This window comes from Companilactobacillus paralimentarius DSM 13238 = JCM 10415, from assembly GCF_001434985.1.
Lineage (GTDB): Bacteria > Bacillota > Bacilli > Lactobacillales > Lactobacillaceae > Companilactobacillus > Companilactobacillus paralimentarius.
Map to the genome: position 1 here is coordinate 31756 of NZ_AZES01000029.1, position 19475 is coordinate 51230.

Below are 19475 nucleotides of genomic sequence, written 5' to 3' on the forward strand. Positions count from 1 at the left end.
TTTGATATATTTATCTAAAATTATTTAATTATTGATTTTTATATCAAACAGTATATACTTGGAATCGTAAAGGCTTTCATATTTGCTTAGGAGGAAAAATAATGAAAACGTCTAATGCTTTTTTTGATAACTTTCAAAAAGTAATGAATGACAAAATCGTTCCTGTTGCCAATAAAATTTCTAACCAAAGACATTTAGCAGCATTACGTGATGGTTTGACCAATTTGGTTCCATTCACTGTTATTGGTGGTCTTGCTTTAATGATTGCCAATCCACCTGTAAATACCCAATTAGTTAAACCAACAAATTGGTTCAATGACTTTCTTTTAATGTGGATGCACTGGGCTAAAGCAAATTATGATTTATTAGCTACACCATATAATTTATCTATCGGCATTATTTCTATTTACGTTGTTCTTGGTGTTTCCTATCGTTTAGCACAACACTATAATATGACTGCATTTCCTAATTCCTTAGTCGCACTGATGACTTTCTTTGCAGTTGCTGCTCCACCAACAAGTGTCAAAGGAAAATTAATGATCGATACCACGCAACTAGGTTCAAATACCATGTTTGCGGCTATCATTATTGGCTTGCTTGTTATCGAGATTAACAGAGTATTGATCAAACATAATATAGCAATCAGAATGCCTAAAAGTGTTCCACCAGCTGTAGCAGCACCATTTCAAGTTTTACTACCTTTATTAATCAATTTAATTCTTTTCCTAGGACTTAATAATATAATGAAAGCTACACTGCATACAGGATTAGCCGATGCCATTTTCGTAGTCTTTCAACCATTGATGAAGGCTGGAGCATCACTTATTTCAATGACTATTCTGGTTGAAATAGCTTTGATATTCTGGTTCTTTGGTATTCATGGTGACAATATGATTAGCGCTGTTACAACACCTATTTGGACAGCCGGACTAGTTCAAAACTTACAAGAATATGCGGCTCACAAACCACTAACTAACATTTATGTTGGTAACTTCACCTTTATTTTCGGAGAAGCAATTGTTTACTTTGCCATTATGGTCAGTATGTTAGTCTTTGCTAAATCTCCACAATTAAAATCACTTTCTCATGTTGCTTGGCCAGCCACTCTATTTAATATTAATGAACCTCAGGTTTTCGGTATTCCTACAGTTATGAATCTATTCACATTTATTCCAAGTTTTATCTGTTTATTGATCGATATGCCAATTGCTTATTATGCAACTACTTTGGGCTTAATGAGTAAAACAGCTATGAGTGTCCCTTGGACATTACCAGCTCCACTTTATGCCATCATCTCTACACTTGACTGGAGAGCTGGAGTTGTTTGGTTAGTAATCTTCGCCATTGACTTCGCAATAATTGCTCCATTCATGATTGCTTATGATCGTCAATTAATCAAAGATAATTCACACGAAACTACAACTGGAAAATAACAAAATAATCCTAGTATAAAGCATATCTGCTCATACTAGGATTATTTTGTTAGAATTAAAGAAAAAGAATAGAAGAGAATACTATGAATTTAGAAGAAAGAATTGGAATATATTACACTTCACTAACCAAAAGCGAAAAAAACGTTTATCAAGCAGTTCTTGCCAATCCCAAGGGAATTATTAACAAATCAATTCAAGAAGCCGCCAAAACTTACAATGTATCCTCGGCCTCAATTCAAAGATTCGTAAAAAAAGTCGGCTACCGTGGCTATACTGAATTTCGTTTAGCAGTCGAAGATATTACCAGTTCATCTAAAAGTGATAAGTCATCTGATAAGACCAATCTTTGGAAAATTATGAATGCCTATATTTCAACTTTTCAAACTCTCAAAGATGTCAAAATGGATAAAATTCTCTTTCAATTGGTCAAAGATATTAAAGATTATTCAATCGTTAAGGCTCTGGGGATCGGTAATACTGCTTTATCGGCAGAACAATTGGTTTACTCAATGTACTCTGAAGATAAATTTATTGAAGCCGTTCAAGATAAAATTAAAATTGATTATTTGGAGTCATCTATGGATTCGAATTATTTACTGATTATTTTTTCAGTTACTGGTTCAACTGAAACTTATAAAAAGATAATGACAACTGCCAAAAAGAAAGGCATCAAAACTTACCTAATAACTATGAACCAAGAATCTTCGTTATTGAAGTTAACTAAAAATAAAATTATTTTGCCATCCACCAATATTCAAAATAATGATAATACTCTTTATCGTGTTGATAATCGAACAATTCTTTATAGTTTTGCCGAAGTTATCTCTTATTACTATGCCGTCGCCTTAAATCGATAATTCTCATAGATACTAAATGCTTACAACCTTCAATCTATAAAATATTGCCCAAAGCAAAGATCAATGGAATTGTAACTAAAGATAAAATGGTCGACAAACTCATAGCTGAAATAGCCGGTGCAGTATCATCATGAACCTGCAAAGTAAAGAGCACTACTAGTCCTGCTACTGGACAAGCGGCCATTACGATGGTTGTATAAAAAGCAATACCAGTGACACCAACTAAACGTAAAATAATGATTGCCAAAATTGGGAACAATAAATTTCGGAAAAGAATTGTCAGTCCAATTTCTTTGTTTAACATATCCTTGGTGAACTTAATATTGGCCAAACTATTTCCAATCACAATCATCGACAATGGCGTATTCACTGAGCCGATATCTTTAATGATTTGATTAGGAATACTTGGAATTTGTACTGAAAAAACAAAGAAGATTGCGCCAACGATAATAGCAATAATATTAGGATTTAATAAAACTTGTTTCCAATTAGTTCTTTCAGATGTACCACTGTCATTATTTTTGAATAATGATACTCCTTGCGTCCAACTAAAAATATTAAAAGCCGCCAATGAAACTACCGCAAAAAAAACACCTTTAGAACCAAATAAGGAACTGATCAAGGGAATTCCCATAAATCCGGCATTAGAATAAATACTACCGTATTGAGCAATTCTGCTTAAATTACGATTCTTTAAATGTCCAAAAACCAATTTAGCGATAACGATTTCAACCAAATACAGTAGAATGACTCCCCCAGCTGCCAGCAAAAATTGTTTAATTCGATCATTTGAGTAAGGCTGTTCAAATGCATTAATAATTAAACATGGTGAAACAATATATAATAAAACATTTGTTAAATCATTTGATGTTTGTGCATGCATAAATTTTAATTTATTAATTAAAACCCCTACTAACATTAAACAAAATATCAAAATGATTTGATTAATTAGTTGTCCGATATTCATTATTTTTCCCTCTAGTAATACTTTAACCAAAGTTTCATGCCAAAACAACACAGCAAAGAAGCATCTATTCAAGATACGAATAGATGCTTCTTTATTTTGAATTATTTTCTTCGACGACCAGTGGCTGGATATCCTAATTCTTCACGATACTTTGCTACAGTTCTACGGGCAATCTTTAGGTTGTCCTCTATTAATAAGTTAGAAATTTTTTGATCGCTCAAAGGTTTCTTCTTGTCTTCATTATCTAAAATGTCTTTAATTTTTGCCTTAACTTGATCGACGGATTTATCATCTTCACCTACATTTACTTTGCTTCTACGTGAGAAGAATTTCTTCAATTCGAAAATCCCAAAATCGGTTTGAATATATTTTCCGTTGATAGTTCTACTTACAGTTGATTCACTCAATTGTAATTTTTGAGCAACATCCCTTATCAAAAGTGGCTCTAGCGCATTAGTCTCTTGCATAAAGAACTTATACTGTGCTTTCACAATACATTTACCAATAATGGAAATTGTCTCAATTCGGCGTTGCAAATTATAACTCAATGACTTGTATTGATTATATTTTTCATAAATATATTTTTTAACATCTTCATCAGTAGATTGTGCCAGACGATCATAAGTCTCCTCAGCAAAAACAATCTGTGGTTGACCATATTTAGTCACTGATAAAGTTAATTTATCTTTATTTTTCTTAATTCTCAACTCAGGAACAACATATTGTTCATTTTGAGAAGTATATCTTTGACCCGGATTAGCCGTCAATGATTGAATAAAATCAACGTTTCTTTGTAATTCTTCATTTGACAACTTTAATTTACGTTTTAATTGTTTCCACTCATGTTTAGCCAACATTTCAAAATTATCACTCAACATCGACATGACAGCAGGATTAGCATTATCCGCCTCAGCTTGCAAATACAAACATTCCTGCAAATTTCTAGCACCAATCCCAGGAGGATCAAGTTGATGCAGAAGTGTTTTAGCATCTAGCAACATAATCGGCGTAATATCTTTAAGTTCAGCCATAATTTCCTTATCTGACATTGTTAAATAACCATTAGGATCCAATTGTTCAATTAAATAAACAACTAAATCACGTAATGGTGTCTTACGCATTGTTAGTTGGACTTGATCCAAAAGATACTCAAATAACGACTGTTGATCATCTTTTATTTGATAAGAAGCTTGATTATTATTTTCAACAAAAGGCATATCCAAATCAACATGTACGTCAAAAAGTGGATTTTCCAAACTCTGCTCGTTTAAATATTCAGCTAATTCGATAGCGTCTGATTGTAATACTAAAATTGACTGTCTCATTCCCTGAGTTAGAGACAAACCTTGAACCTGCTTTTGGTTCAAATTCTGCTTTAGTTCCATTAAGTTCACGCTCCTTCCGTTATTTTATTCAAAAATTATTAGAATACTTTTTTAGTCAAATATAATAACTAATATAATGATAGCGCTTTTTTAGATATTTGTATTTACTCAAATCAACTTTATTTTTCCGATTGGCGATTTAAATCAATAAATGAACTTAAACCACTAGTATTCAAACGAATCAACCGATTTCTAAACTCATTTCTATCCAACTGTACCAACCCACTATTGTATAAACGAAATATCATCAAAGTATTACGAATAAAAAAACTAGCACAAATATAAGAGTCTAATTGAGAAGTCCCATATTGTTCTTGAATTGCTTGAGCAAACCCTTCAGCAACTTTAGCCTCAACCTTCCTAGACAAAAAACTATAATCCATTGACGTCATCATAAAAGTATAGAATTCACGCGATTGTTGAAAAAAATCAAATACTCTATCAAAGATATAACCAGGTTTAGCAAGGCTTTCCTTTAATGGTTGCCCAGTAATTAATGTTAGTAATTTATCCGCAATTTCGTCTACAACAGTATTAGAAAAATCGTCAATGGAATCGTAATGTAGATAAAATGTCTTACGATTGATCCCGGCAGTTTCTGTTAATTTTTTAACTGTGATATTGCGATAACTAGTATTCCTGGCGATTTCCCTAAAAGCAGTCTGTAAAACCTGATTAGTTTTCTGTACTCTACGATCAATTTTAACCATTTAATTTCTCCTTTTTAAGATAATACACACATTGTGTATTTATGTTGTGGAAATGATATATGTATATGTTTATTATTTAAGCCACAGTTGAGTATTAATTCATGCCAACTATAACATATTTTCTAAAAGAGGTAAGTCAAATGATTAAAGAGGAATGGAAATATCTGCTAAAACACAAGTTAATGATTATCGTCTTTGCGGTTATGATCTTTATCCCATCCATCTACTCCGTTACTTTTCTTAAGTCCATGTGGGACCCATATGGACAATTAAAAAATTTACCAGTTGCTGTCGTCAACAACGATAAATCTGTAAATTATCAAGGTACAGAACTAAAAGTTGGAAAAGACCTTACTAAAAAGCTCAAAAATTCTAAAAATATGGATTTTCATATACTTGATTCAAAACAACAAGCACAGAAAGGCTTAAGTGATGGCAAATACTACATGGTCATTACCATCCCTAAAAATTTTTCTCAAAACGCTACTACATTATTAAATAAAAAACCTAAAAAAATGGTATTACACTATGAAACTAGTGCCGGACACAATTTCACAGCTTCCAAAATGACCACTTCGGCCGCCCAACAAGCTGCTCAAGGTGTCTCTGAACAAGTGACTAAAACCTATTCAAAGACAATGTTTCAAGCTCTCAAGCAGGTTTCTCAGGGTATGGATAAAGCCGCCAAAGGAAGCCAGAAGTTATCAACCGGTGGACAAAAATTAGAGAATGCCAACTCTGAACTCACAAATGGTCTTAATACTTTAGCTACTAGTTCTTTAACATTCAGTGATGGATCCAACGCTCTCAAACAAGGCTTAAATCAATATATTTCTGGAGTTAATCAAGTCGCATCAGGGAGTCAGACCTTATCTAATGGTATACATCAGTTGAACGATAAATCCTCAACTTTAACCAATGGTGTTAATCGGTTAGCAACTGGTAGCAGTGCTTTAACATCAGGCTTGCAGAATTATACCAACGGCGTAACTAGTTTGAATACTGCTAGCAATAGTTTGCATTCTGGTTCACAGGCCCTAAATAGCGGAACAAATACTTTGACTACAAGCTCTCAAACTTTGAATTCAGGATTAAACCAATTACACTCAGCCAGCCAAGAGTTAACAGATAACTTACAAAAAGTCAGCGACAATCTGGATAGCACTACTCAAGTTGAAGGCTCAATTAAAAATCTCAAAGCCCAACTGGCCAACAATAATAGTCAACAGGCCAGTGCTATTAAGAACGATCTAACTTCTTTACAAGAAGCCATCAAAACTCAAACTGACTCAAATAATCAGACAAGCCAAAAAATTTCTCAAATAGCCGATCAACAGGGACTTTCTGCCACACAAAAATCCGCTATTCTTGATGCAGTAAATTCTTCAAATAATAGTAACTTAAATCAAATTGCTGATACTCTATCCAAAGATTTAACCACCCTTATGACTAGTCAAGAGGATGCCCTATCACAATTAGATAATCTTTCAAATAGCAGTAGTGATTTATCAACCATCATCGCCCAATTAACAGCTGGTTCTCAACAACTTACAACACAGTTGCAAAATGCCTCATCTGGAATGACTCAGTTAAGCAATGGTATCAGCGAATTAAATACTAACACCGCTCAATTAACACATGGTACTGAACAATTGAATGCCGGTATCAGTCAACTAGCAGACAATAGTTCTACTTTAAATACTGGTGCTTCCAGCCTTAATAACGGTATTGATGAACTAAATGGGCAAATGCCAACTTTGAAATCAGGTGTTAACCAATTAGCAACCGGAGCCGACTCCCTCAATTCTGGAATCAATCAATTAGTTACTAATGGTTCAACTCTAACTAACGGTGCTACTCAACTAGCTTCAGGTGCACAGCAAATAAATAATGGTTCTGAAAAATTAGCTGACGGCTCCAGTCAAATGGGCAGTGGCTTACGACAAGTAACTTCGGGTAATAATACTTTAAACAAGGGATTAATCGCCGGAGCTAAAAAATCCAATATCAAGGCAACTAATTTAACTTATGATCAAGTCGCTAAACCAACTACAACTAAACATAAAGAAAGAGATACCGCTCCAAACAACGGTACTGGAATGGCTCCTTATATGTTATCTGTTTCTCTATTCGTTGGTGCTTTAGCTTTCAATTTAATGTTTGATATCTATACACCTAGAAAGTTTCCACGTACAGGTGTTAGTTGGTGGGCAAGCAAAGCTACTATAACTGGTGCTTTCGTTCTTCTAGAAGCAATTGCGGTCTTCTTGTTGCTCAGTGCTATCGACGGCTTAGCTCCAGTTCGTCCTTTTACTACGCTAGTAATGCTTGTTCTAACGGGACTAACTTTTATGTCCATTGTTCATTGGCTCAATCTAGTTCTTGGTAAAGTTGGTTCATTCCTCAGCATGATTCTCCTAGTCTTCCAACTTGGTGGATCTGCCGGAACTTACCCAATTCAATTATCTAATAAATTCTTCGAGTCAATTCATCCTTGGTTGCCAATGTCTTACAGCGTTGATGGCTTAAGACAAACATTAATGATTGGTGATTCCGCCACATCCGATATGCTGACACTTTTGGCAATCACCTTACTATTTTCACTTCTCAGCATTCTTTTCTTTGTCAGAAGAAGAACTCACATCTCCGAAATTGACTACACTAAAGAAGCTGCTGAACATTCAATTGTTTAACTAATTAATAATAAAGTCTTTAAATCAATAGATAAAATGTCTAAAGATTTGAAGACTTTTTTCTTTTTTTTAATAATTGGTATATATAAAATATGCTATTTTATCAGTATAAAATAATAAATGGTCTTATTTTTTTACTATTCTAAAAGTACGATTTATACTCTAGGCGTAAAAAAAGAATGTATCTTAATAATTCAATACAATGGGTTAAATAAAACCGAAAGGAAGTTGACCTATTGCCCTTTTTTACAATAGTTTAAATGAGTTTGTACAGATCAATAATCTAACATACTCTTTCACTGGAGATGTCTAAAATGAAAAAATCACTTCTTTATATAACTTTAATTGGATTGGTTTTAACATTTTTGCTTATCTTTATGCCTAGTGGACAAACAGTAAAAGCTGCAACAACCTCACAAATCGGTTCAACCTCCACCATAACAACTACGAATCCCTCTACTAGCCAATCTAGTGAGACCTCTTCTGATCCACTCATTACTCCCAGATTTATTGAAGGTATCAGTGGATTAAATGGTGAAGATGCTAAAGTGACCGATATGAATGGCAATCTTATTGGACCTAACGATGATTTATATACATGGTTAAACTTCAATGTACACTACGATTGGAGTATTCCTGACGACGTAAAGATCAACGCTGGCGATACAGCTGATTTTGAACTTCCAAACGGAATAGTAGCTTCTGGAAATCTATCATTCCCTATCTACGACTCCAATGGTGTAGAAATCGGTACTGGTCCCATCAAAAATGGTGAAAGTACTGGTACTATCACATTCAACGACGCATTATCTAATACTACTATCAACCGCAAAGGTACATTAAACCTCATTGCTAAGGGTACTGAAACTGGTAATAGTAACGACGGCGAGAATTGGATGTTTAATAAAGTTGGTTGGGTTGCTGGCTATGATCCAAATAACGTTCCTGATGAATTAACCTGGAACATTGCTTTTAATCCCAACGAACATAACCTAAAGAATGTTGTCATCAAAGATACTCTCGGTCCTAACCAAGAGTACATTCCTGGTTCCTTAACTGCTATTGGTGGTTCTTACCAAAATGGCGGTTTCGTCGGCAATGGTCAACAACTATATCCTAATGTAGTCGTTAACGGAAATGTCGTTGAAATTAGCTTCCCTGGTAATGTTACAACAGCTGTTGATATTTACTACAGAGTCAAAGTTAAACCTAATGCTGATGGCACCAACACTTGGACTAATCACGCTACGATGGGATCAAGTGAAGGCGACTACTCTATTGACTCCAATACATCTTGGGGTGGTAGTGGTACTGGTAACGGCGAAGAAGTGGGAACAATTAAACTTACTAAAACTGATGCTATCTCTGGAAAAGTTTTGGCCGGTGCTGAATATGAATTAAAGGATAGCAATGGCAAAGTTCTCATGTCCAACGTTGCAACTGACGAAAATGGTGTTATCTACATTAAAAATTTGAATCTTGGTACATATACCTTAACCGAAATAAAAGCTCCTGATGGCTATGAATTAAATCCAACTCCTATCACAATTACCTTACCTTCTGATGGTTCATTGGATCTAAACATTTCTGAAACTGACGAACCATTCACTGGTAATGTTACATTGACAAAAGTTGATTCAGTCGTTAACAAACTTTTACCAGGCGCCGTATATAATCTATTAGACGCTAACAAAAACGTTATTAACATTGATTTGACAACTAATGAAAGTGGTCAAATCAATGTTACCGGCTTACCAGTCGGAACATACTACTTTGTCGAAACAAAGGCCCCAGAAGGCTATGAATTAAATGAAGAACCAATCGAATTTACTATCACAAAAAATGAAACAACAGATCTTGAAGCTAAGGACGTTGAGACTCCAACAGAACCCGAGAATCCTATTAAGCCTCCAATCATTGTCCCTCCCGTTGAACCCGAAGAACCTGAAAATCCTGAAGAACCTGGCACCACTGTTCCTCCTGTTAAACCTGAAGAGCCTGAAGAACCTGGTACTACTGTTCCTCCCGTTAAACCCGAAGAACCTGAAGAACCCGGTACTACTGTTCCTCCTGTTAAACCCGAAGAACCTGAAGAACCTGGTACTACTGTTCCTCCTGTTAAACCCGAAGAGCCCGGTACTACCGTTCCTCCTGTTAAACCCGAAGAACCCGAAATCCCTGGTGTTACTGTTCCTCCCGTTAAACCTGAAATTCCAGGAACCTCCGAACCATCAACAAAACCAGAAAATCCAGGAGCTATCACTCCTACACCCAATCCTGATGAAGCTCTTCCACCAATCAACACTGACAACGGTGGCAATACTAGTGGAAACACATCTAATGTAACTTCTAACGAATCAGATTCAGCAGCCAGTCAGAAGAAATTCCCTCAAACTGGTAATGCTAGTGGTTTGTTTATGGCAGTTATCGGATCATTCTTAGCTTTGTTCTTAATCTTTAAACACTTAATCAAAAATCTATAACATTTTACACTAAAAAGCATGACTCCAATCATCTGTTGGCGTCATGCTTTTTATTACATACAAAACCCCTTAGATACACAGGTTTTTCAATTAAACCTGCACACCTAAGGGGTCATTTATTCCATATACATTAAATTAAAAATAAAAATATGGTAACTATCAGAAGATCTGCACTTCCACCAAGACTAAGATTGTACTTGTTACAATACTTATTCATCTCATCTAAAATTTTCGTACCTTCAGAATTACTACAGCCATCAACATTTAGAATATTCTGAGCATATTTCTGAATTTCTTTTAATGAATTAAGATCACCACGTTTTACTACATTAGAATCATACGACTTAGAAACAATGACCATCAAAGTATTCAACAACATACTATTAAGATCACGGTCGGCTTGAGATTTTAGATACGGTAAAGAGTTATTAAAAACGGTTGGATAACCATTCTCAGCTTCTCCACGAATACCAGTAACTCCATACTTAAGAAACATCTTTTCCCCATTACTTAAGTTTTTCTTACTATCCAAAGCTTTGAAATCATTTTCAACTAAACCCTGTAGCATCTTTTTTATAGTTAGTTGGATATTATCATAATCGTAACCACACGCTGCCAACATTATACCCAAAGAGAAGATTGCTCCCTTATGAGTATTAATATTGTCTGTAGCCTTAAACATTGCTTCCTCAGCCCTAACGCCAATAGGACGAATCGATTTAAATAGATCACGTAAATCATTACCACGAAAATCAATTCCAGCTTGGGCAAATTCTTCAAAATATGAATGTAACGACACAGCACTATCAATAAAGGTAAAAACATCCATATCCAAATGTGTTGAGTTATCAGTTGGATCCACTAAACCTGGTTTAGGATGAACATTTACCTCATACAATAAAGCTTTCATTGCAGCATCTGCTAAGTATTTACTTGATTTCATAGAAGCTCCATATTTTTATTTATTAACTCATTAATATAATTTTGCATTTCCTTAACACTGTGTTTCCGACTACGAGCACATACCTTGGCAGGTTGATTACACATGATACATTCACGACCTGCTTGATGGAAATCATTTCTACTCAAAGGATGAGGAACTCCCTCATTTTCCGTTAATACATCAATATCAAACAATCTACCTAAATTATCATTGTCCTCAAATTCAATAGCAGTCTGCTTTGAAGTTTCAGCTGATTCATTAAGAATTAGAAAGGCCTCTGGACCAGTTGCAACATCCCATATTAATTGATAATCAACTTTTGATTCTTGTAGAAATCGTTTTAAACCATCACAAAAGACTTGTATTAAGTAAGTATTATTTTTAATTGGACCAGGTATATTTAATTTAGCATTAATTAATGATTGATTACTCTTCAATTTTTTTAAAAGAACGAGCTGCTCTTTTACGCGCATATCTCTACTCTTTAATATTTGGGTTATATCTTGCGATATTCCTTTAGAAAAAATATCAATCATCTTTTTTACTCCTAATCTTTAACTTGATAAACAGTGTCGATCAAACTACCATCTCGATATTCAATCAAAGCAACTGGACGATCAGTGAATTCTAGTTTTTCTGGTTTACCAACAATAGCTTCGGCACGTTTTTGTAACTCTTCGATTGTGTAAACTGGAACACCAGGAACATCCTTTAGAGCCTCGATTAAATCTTTTCTTCTAGGATTAATAGCAATACCTACTTCAGTTACTAATACATCAATACTATCACCAGGTGTAACGACAGTAGTTACGTCTGGCACAACTGTTGCAATTCTACCACGAACTAATGGTGCTGAAATAATAGTTAATTTAGCATTAGCAGCATCTTGATGTCCACCAATAGCACCACGCAATACGCCGTCTGATCCAGTCATAACATTAACATTGAACTTTGTATCAATTTCTAGGGCTGATAGGATACAAACACCCAATTGATTTACAGCAGCGCCCTTATTGTAAGGATCAGCATACCATGAAGAATCAATTTCTTGTTGATTTTCATTATTAGCCATACTTGCAGCGGCACCCTTATCAAAGTCTTGAACATCAAGAATCTTATTAACTAAACCTTCCTCTAGTAAATCAACTGTTGGCTTAGTAATACCACCTAATGCAAATGATGCCTTAATATTCTTATCGATCATTGATTCTCTAAGATAACGGCTAACAGCTAGAGCTGCACCACCAGAACCTGTTTGGAAACTAAATCCATTTTTGAAATATGGAGAATGTGTAATTACTTGATTAACAGTCTTAGCAATCTTCAATTCTTTAGGATCTTTAGTAAATCTTGTAGCACCGGAACCAATCTTTTCAGGATCTCCGACTTTAGATACCTTAACAACGTAATCAACTTGTGTTTGTTTGACACTTGCAGGGGTATTTGGATAAGGCATGATTGTATCAGTTAATAACACTACTTTATCAGCATATTTGGCATCCATGAGTGAATAACCCATTGAACCAAACACAGCATCACCTTTAATAGCATTGGCATTTCCAACTGCATCAGAATTAGGAACACCCAAGAAAGCAACATCTATTTTAATATCACCATTTTCAATTGAACGAGCACGGTTACCATGTGAACGAAGAACAACTGGATCTTTCAAACCACCATGTGAAATGAAATCTCCTAAACTACCACGCATACCTGATGAAGTTATATGTGTAACAGTTCCGGCTTTAATTGCCTTAATTACCATGTCATTCATAACGTTTGTCAATGAACTAGGTGCTAGTGTTAAGTCCTTAAAACCTTCATCAATGATTTCTTGCATAACCATGTTAAAGACAAAGTCACCTTCACGGAAATGATGGTGGAAAGAAATTGTCATTCCATCCTTCAATCCAACTTTGGCGATAACATCTGGAATAGAATCAACTAACTTATCATTTCCCTGCGAAACCTTAACTTTATGTGCCACATAAGTAGTTTCTGGATCACCAATTTCAGTTGTTTCAAATGGTTTATAATTTTTATCTTTTAAAATTTCATCGGGAATTTCACGATTTACTTTATTCAACATAAATATTGCCTTCCTTATCAACTAAGTGTGAAGCCTTGGCTAAGGCCATAGTTCTTTCTGCACGAGCGACAACAGGTTTATCAACCATCTTACCGTGTAATGAAATTACACCTGAGCCCTTCTTATGAGCCTCTTCGATAGCATTTAGAACAGCTTTAGCGTTTCTAATTTCCTTTTCACTTGGAGCATAAATAGCATTTACTAATGGTATCTGTCTTGGGTTAATAACTGATTTACCATCAAATCCTAATTCATGAATAATTTCTACTTCATGATTAAATCCTTCAGTATTATCAACATCAGAATAAACTGTATCAAAGGCTGCAATTCCTGCAGCACGTGCACCGTGAAGAATCATATTACGAGCAAATGATAATTCTGCTCCATCTGGATATCTATGTGTCTTCATATTTGTGACATAATCTTCCGCACCAAGGGCAATACCAATCAAACGATCAGAAGCTTTAGCAATTGCAGGTGCATTCAAAACTCCTTCAGCACTTTCAATAGCAGCCATCATATGTGTACGACCATTTTCAATGCCAAAGAATTTTTCTGCTTCAGCAATAATTTTTTCAGTTTCAACTACATCATCAGGTGTTTCAGTCTTAGGTAAACGAATAACTTCAACTCCAGCTTTTACCATTGCATAGATATCAGCTTTTCCCATGTCTGTATCTAAACCATTAATTCTAACAACAAGTTCAGAATTACCATAATCTACATTCTTTAAGGCTTCAAAAACCAACATTCTAGCAGCATCTTTTTCTGCCAAAGAAACTGAATCTTCCAAATCAAACATTATTGAATCTGCTCCGTAAATACCGGCATCTTTAATCATAGCTGGATTATTGCCAGGAACAAACATCATAGTTCTTCTCAAACGTTCCATTATCCGAGTACCCCCCAATTTTGTTCGTTTTGAGTATCAGTTGCACGTTGAATTGCGGCAATTAATCGAGCTTTAATAGTACAATCCAAAGCACCCTTGTCTACAACATGTACCTTTACATCACTGATATCGTATTTAGCTAATAAATCTGTAACTACCTTTTTAATCTGTTTTCCAAATTGTTTTTCAACTTGTGAATCAAGATCAATACTAATTCCTTTACCCTCAGAAAGAGTAATTTGAACATCACTAGATTCAAGTGTACCTGCTAGTGCCGTATGTTTAATTTCCATTATTAATCCTCCTTAATAAATCCTTTAAATTCATTTTTATAAAATCAAAAGTTGTCTTTGGAACATATTTTCCAATTGTTTCTAAATCAGCTTCCGCAATGGCCTGACGAACCTTTGTGGCACTAATAATGTCATCATCAATTTCTTTACGCTTCAACACTTCTAGTACAATTTCAGGTGCCAAGATTTTTTTCAACGATTGATTATATATTTCAGTTGTAGGTGAATATGGTTCTTCTCCTACAAAACGTTTAGTAATATTTAAAGACTTTGCAATTCTTTTAAAAACTTGAGCATCTAATTCTGTCTGATAGGTGACCACATCACTGCGACTCTTTATAAAATATGATGGGAAAGTTACAAAACTAACCATATAATCACCACCAGTTATGACTACAACATTTTTTAAATCTTTAGTACCTGCTTTAACTAATTCAACACGCTCTGAGGTCTTGAACAAAGAAGCATTTTGGCTAACTACAAAGACATAAACCATATCGCTTTGCTTTGCTGCTTCCTCTACTAAGTACCGATGTCCTAGAGTAAAGGGATTAGCGTTCATAACAATCGCAGAAATATTATTTCCCGATACCTTAGGTAACTCAGAAATGTACTGATCAATTGAGTAGTCTCCAGTTTCTAAAAGTGTTGAAAATCTACTTTTGGCTACCATTTTAAATCCTAAATATTCAAAACTACTTTGATACTGTGTCTTGGTGAAGACAAAAACATGAAATATATTTTGACTAGCCAAGTTACTAATTAAATATGAAACTAATTTATTAAAAACATTACCGCCCTGGTATTCCTGATCAATTGCTAAATACTTCAGAACATTATTAAAATAAGATCCTGTTGCAATCAGCTTATCTTCATCATAAATACCAATTGTCTCTGTAATATCATCTAAGTTCTCAATATACAGTCCCTCATTTTCAATCAACTTTTTCCATTGTTGATAATAATAAGGGTCACTTAAATCCATTTTTATTGTATCCAACATAATCTCCTAAGCGAAAAATCTCATAAGAAAAATTGAAAGTGTTACGGTAATTGCTCCACCCAAACGAACTGCAACTTGAGCGAATGGCATTAAGTTCATACGATCACCAGCCGCTAAGATTGCTAAGGCACCTGTACCACCTTGACCAGAACAACATGATACGGCAATCGCTGTGTCAACTGGATACATACCTAATAATTTAGCACTAAAGAATGCGGCAAGAATAATAGCTGTAACTGTAACAAAAATTGTAAGTAACATTGGTACATTTGTGAATACAGTTACCAATGACTTCCAAGGAGTCATAGCAACACCCACCCCGAATAGTAACAATGGAGAAATACCTTTAACTGTCAAACTGTATAAGGATTTTCCACCTTCTTGTACGGAGTCTGGAATCCAACCTAACATTTTAGCAACCATTACTACGATCAATAATACGATAGGTGCTGGTAAATGAATCACACTGTTGACCCATACACCAAGCATATACAAAGTAATAGCCAAGATACCTGATATCAACATCTTAGTAATATTAGCAGTATCAGATTTTGAAGAAAGACTGCCTAACTCATCAGCACTATCGTCACTTTCAACCAGTCGACCATTTCCGGTCAAACTAGGCTTTTTAACACCAATCTGTCTTAAAATACCGGCTTCGATAACTGCAACAAGACTACCTAACATAACACATGGCAAAATTTGAGCAAAGATATCTTGTTGACCCATTGAAATAATAGCAGCATAACCTAATGACAATGGCAAGGCTCCTTCACCAACACCACCAGCCATAATAGGTGCAACTATGAAGAAATATGATTTATAGGCTGAAAGCCCTAAAAGCATCCCGAAGCCCATACCAACTAGTGGTCCTACAACTTCACAAATCAATAGAACTACGATAATACGCATACTAGCTTGAATCAAAGTCTTTCGATTCATAGCTGAAATACTTCCGACAATTAATAATGCAATAAAGACTGCTAGAAAATTATTGTTATTCATAAAATCAGTTACAATTTTGGTCGTACTATTTGGTAACCAATCCATGTAAACAAGATAAGAAGGTAGAAAAGTAACAACCAATACCTTACCACCCAATGAATTCAAAATCGGAATGTGCTTTCCTATTTCCTCAAGAATAAAAGAGAATAACGTCATAATACCAATGGCACCAATCATGTCATTAGGCATTTGCTTAGTAATTGTTAATAACAAATATGTGACTAATAGCAATAAATACAAAGGCATTGGTACAATTCCAATATTTAATCCCATAAACTTCTGAAAGATATTTTTATGTTGTGCATCATTAGGAATAGAGTTCGTTTCCATCATTATTCACCTTTTTTCACAAAATTTGTTATCGCATCAGATACTGTTTTTACTACGTCATCATCAAAAACACCAGGAATGATTTTTTCAGCCTTAGGTGATTCAATCATTGAAGCTAAACCTTCTGCCACACTAGTTTCTACGTCAGAGCTGAAATGTTTTACATGATTTTCAAGTAAGCCCTTAAATAATCCTGGGAAAGCTAAGATATTATTAACTTGGTTAGGATATTGTGAACTACCTGTAGCTACCACAGCAGCACCAGCTTCTTTAGCGTCAGCTGGATCAATTTCAGGTTTTGGATTAGCTAAGGCGAATACGATTCCCTCATTCATTGATGAAACCATTGCCTTAGTGACTACATTTCCTACTGACAAACCAATAAATGCATCTGCGTCATTCATTGCTTCAGCTAAATTCTTTGCTTCTGTCTTATAGTTGATCTTTTTATATAAATCATATTGATAATCATTTAATGCTGAATCTTTACTGTTGATGACACCCTTTTGATCAACTAAAATAATATTTTTTACACCACTATCAAATAATAATTCGGCTGTTGCTAATCCTGAAGCACCAACTCCATTGACAACTACTTTCATATCCTTCAAATTCTTATGAACAACTTTAGCGGCATTGATCAAACCAGCCAAAACTACAATAGCTGTTCCTTCTTGATCGTCATGATAAACTGGAATGTCAATTTTCTCGGCAAGCTTTTTTTCAATTTCAAAACACTTTGGTGCTGCAATATCTTCCAAATGAATCCCCGCAAAGCTCTTACTTATATTAGCGACTGTTTGAACGAATTCATCGACATCAACTTGGTCCAAGGCCAAAGGTATTGCATCAACATTAGCTAACTTCTTATATAACAAAGCCTTTCCTTCAATAACAGGCAATCCACCTTGAGGACCAATATTTCCTAATCCTAATACCGCTGAACCATCAGTTATAATCGCTACTAATTTCCCACTGACAGTGTATTCAGAAGCAAGACTGTGATCATTAGCAATAAGTTTACTAATTTCAGCAACCCCTGGAGTATATGCTTCACCTAACTCTTCTTTAGTTGAAACTGGTAATTCTCCATCAATTTCAAGAACTCCGGTATGAGCACTATGTAATTTCTTTATTAATTCATTATTCATATGCTGCGTCTCTTTTAAATTTTTAAAAAAATAGCTTATTTCTTAACATTTTTCAATTATCATATTACTCTTCACTTTAAAATATGTAAATGATTTCACAAAAATTAATTTTTTTAAAAATTGCTATTAATTGGTAAGTAAGGTAATTTATATATATCAAAGGAGATTTGATTATGGATCAAGAAAAAGATACTTCACTACTTGTCGATTTAGCCCAGGATTATTATCTTAGACACCTTAATCTAGGCGAAATTGCTAAAAAGTATAATATCAGTCGCTATAAGATTTCAAAATACTTAAATGAAGCTATTGAAAAGAACATCGTTACAATCACTATCAATTCGCCATTTGCTCGAAGTCACGATTTGGAAAACAAATTTAAACAATTCTTCCCTAATCCCAACTTTTACATTTTAAAGAATACAGAAGATATTGCTCACGAAGACGACCGTTTCTATTCTTTTGCAGCTAAATATTTACAAAATTTAATAAAAGGCAAAAAAATCATTGGCCTTACTTGGGGAGACACAATTTATCACGTAATTGATTCATTTCAATCTGTCCCTAAGGAAAACATGGTCTTTACACAATTTGTCGGCGAAAATGGTAAACACAACTCCCTAGCTGGATCAATGCGAATGGTTCAAAAAGTAGCTGTTCGTTATAACGGTACGTATTTAACTATTGATGCTCCATTGTACATAGCTAACAAAGAGGTCAGACGCTTACTTGCCTTGGAACCAGCTATTCAACCAACACTAGCTACTGCTCAACAATTGGACTTAATCTTTACTAGTGTGGGAACGATCGATTCAATTAATAGTGTTAATTCCTGGTACAACTCGGAAGATATTCTTTTTCCAAAAATCAATCCTAATTCAATTGCGGCCTTGGTTTACGGTCGTCCAATTGATAAAGATGGAAACCTATTAATTGATAATGAGCACGATAAAGTATTCGGTATCAGTTTCAAAAAGACTATGGAAGTTCCAACTCGAGTAGCAATCGTAAATGATAAATTTAAGTTCTTAGCTTTAAAAGCTGCTTTGAACGGTAATTACTTTACAGATGTTATTCTCAACGAACCTACAGCTAATAAAGTTCTGGCCGAATTAGAATAGCTAAATAAAGTATGTTTGTGCTTAATTCCCATCTTCCACAAAAATCAGGAATATCTTGGATCGCCATGGGGCGCGACTTGAAGCTAATTATTTTACCTGGAATAAATGTTTTTACTATAC

The 19475-nt window shown here is 34.7% G+C and carries 16 protein-coding genes; 5 read left to right on the top strand and 11 right to left on the bottom strand.

From position 1 onward, the window contains the following. Positions 1-101 precede the first annotated feature (101 nt). Together FD33_RS03435 and FD33_RS03440 are read left to right on the top strand one after the other, a co-directional pair. Positions 102-1433: a PTS sugar transporter subunit IIC gene (locus tag FD33_RS03435; RefSeq protein WP_025084900.1), complete on the top strand. Its 1332-nt coding sequence runs from the start codon at positions 102-104 to the stop codon at positions 1431-1433. Positions 1434-1516: 83 nt separating this feature from the next. Beyond that, complete coding sequence (locus tag FD33_RS03440; RefSeq protein WP_025084899.1) at positions 1517-2290, top strand: MurR/RpiR family transcriptional regulator; 774 nt, start codon at positions 1517-1519, stop codon at positions 2288-2290. Between the two features lie 34 nt (positions 2291-2324). Here FD33_RS03440 and FD33_RS03445 read toward each other — a convergent pair whose 3' ends face one another. From FD33_RS03445 to FD33_RS03455, 3 genes are all read right to left on the bottom strand, one after another. Next, complete coding sequence (locus tag FD33_RS03445; protein WP_025084898.1) at positions 2325-3257, bottom strand: AEC family transporter; 933 nt, start codon at positions 3255-3257, stop codon at positions 2325-2327. Positions 3258-3358: 101 nt separating this feature from the next. Beyond that, the gene (rpoN, locus tag FD33_RS03450) at positions 3359-4642 is read right to left on the bottom strand and encodes an RNA polymerase factor sigma-54 (RefSeq protein WP_034543964.1); all 1284 of its coding nucleotides are present in this window, start codon (positions 4640-4642) and stop codon (positions 3359-3361) included. 119 nt (positions 4643-4761) lie between these two features. Next, positions 4762-5352: a TetR/AcrR family transcriptional regulator gene (locus FD33_RS03455; RefSeq protein WP_025084897.1), complete on the bottom strand. Its 591-nt coding sequence runs from the start codon at positions 5350-5352 to the stop codon at positions 4762-4764. A gap of 140 nt (positions 5353-5492) precedes the next feature. Between FD33_RS03455 and FD33_RS03460 the strand changes: the two genes are divergently transcribed. Next, positions 5493-8045 carry a YhgE/Pip domain-containing protein gene (locus FD33_RS03460; protein WP_025084896.1) on the top strand — a complete coding sequence of 851 codons (2553 nt, stop codon included), beginning with the start codon at positions 5493-5495 and terminating at the stop codon, positions 8043-8045. 314 nt (positions 8046-8359) lie between these two features. After that, a complete protein-coding gene (locus FD33_RS03465) occupies positions 8360-10528 on the top strand; it encodes a SpaA isopeptide-forming pilin-related protein (protein ID WP_056955764.1) in 2169 nt (722 codons plus the stop codon). 130 nt (positions 10529-10658) lie between these two features. Here the strand turns inward: FD33_RS03465 and citG are convergent, their stop codons facing one another. From citG to FD33_RS03505, 8 genes are read right to left on the bottom strand one after another with little or no spacing between them, the layout of a single operon-like run. After that, positions 10659-11471 carry a triphosphoribosyl-dephospho-CoA synthase CitG gene (gene citG, locus FD33_RS03470; RefSeq protein WP_025084895.1) on the bottom strand — a complete coding sequence of 271 codons (813 nt, stop codon included), beginning with the start codon at positions 11469-11471 and terminating at the stop codon, positions 10659-10661. Further along, positions 11468-12007, bottom strand: a complete 540-nt coding sequence (gene citX / locus FD33_RS03475; RefSeq protein ID WP_025084894.1) for a citrate lyase holo-[acyl-carrier protein] synthase — start codon at positions 12005-12007, stop codon at positions 11468-11470. Before citX ends, citG begins: the two co-directional genes overlap by 4 nt. Positions 12008-12018: 11 nt before the next feature. Next, positions 12019-13560: a citrate lyase subunit alpha gene (gene citF / locus FD33_RS03480; RefSeq protein WP_025084893.1), complete on the bottom strand. Its 1542-nt coding sequence runs from the start codon at positions 13558-13560 to the stop codon at positions 12019-12021. After that, positions 13550-14452, bottom strand: coding sequence for a citrate (pro-3S)-lyase subunit beta (gene citE, locus FD33_RS03485; protein WP_034543961.1), 903 nt, complete (start codon positions 14450-14452; stop codon positions 13550-13552). The genes citF and citE overlap by 11 nt, the downstream gene beginning before the upstream one ends. Beyond that, complete coding sequence (citD, locus tag FD33_RS03490) at positions 14452-14745, bottom strand: citrate lyase acyl carrier protein (RefSeq protein ID WP_025084891.1); 294 nt, start codon at positions 14743-14745, stop codon at positions 14452-14454. The genes citE and citD overlap by 1 nt, the downstream gene beginning before the upstream one ends. Beyond that, positions 14735-15730 carry a [citrate (pro-3S)-lyase] ligase gene (gene citC, locus FD33_RS03495; protein WP_227005264.1) on the bottom strand — a complete coding sequence of 332 codons (996 nt, stop codon included), beginning with the start codon at positions 15728-15730 and terminating at the stop codon, positions 14735-14737. Before citC ends, citD begins: the two co-directional genes overlap by 11 nt. Positions 15731-15754: 24 nt before the next feature. Next, a complete protein-coding gene (locus FD33_RS03500; protein ID WP_373887553.1) occupies positions 15755-17041 on the bottom strand; it encodes a 2-hydroxycarboxylate transporter family protein in 1287 nt (428 codons plus the stop codon). 44 nt (positions 17042-17085) lie between these two features. Beyond that, positions 17086-18234 carry an NAD(P)-dependent malic enzyme gene (locus FD33_RS03505; RefSeq protein ID WP_025084889.1) on the bottom strand — a complete coding sequence of 383 codons (1149 nt, stop codon included), beginning with the start codon at positions 18232-18234 and terminating at the stop codon, positions 17086-17088. Between the two features lie 173 nt (positions 18235-18407). On the opposite strand from FD33_RS03505, the gene FD33_RS03510 reads away from it, so the two are divergent. Further along, positions 18408-19355 (top strand): sugar-binding transcriptional regulator, encoded by a 948-nt coding sequence (locus tag FD33_RS03510; RefSeq protein ID WP_025084888.1) that lies wholly within the window; start codon positions 18408-18410, stop codon positions 19353-19355. The last annotated feature ends 120 nt before the right edge of the window (positions 19356-19475 follow it).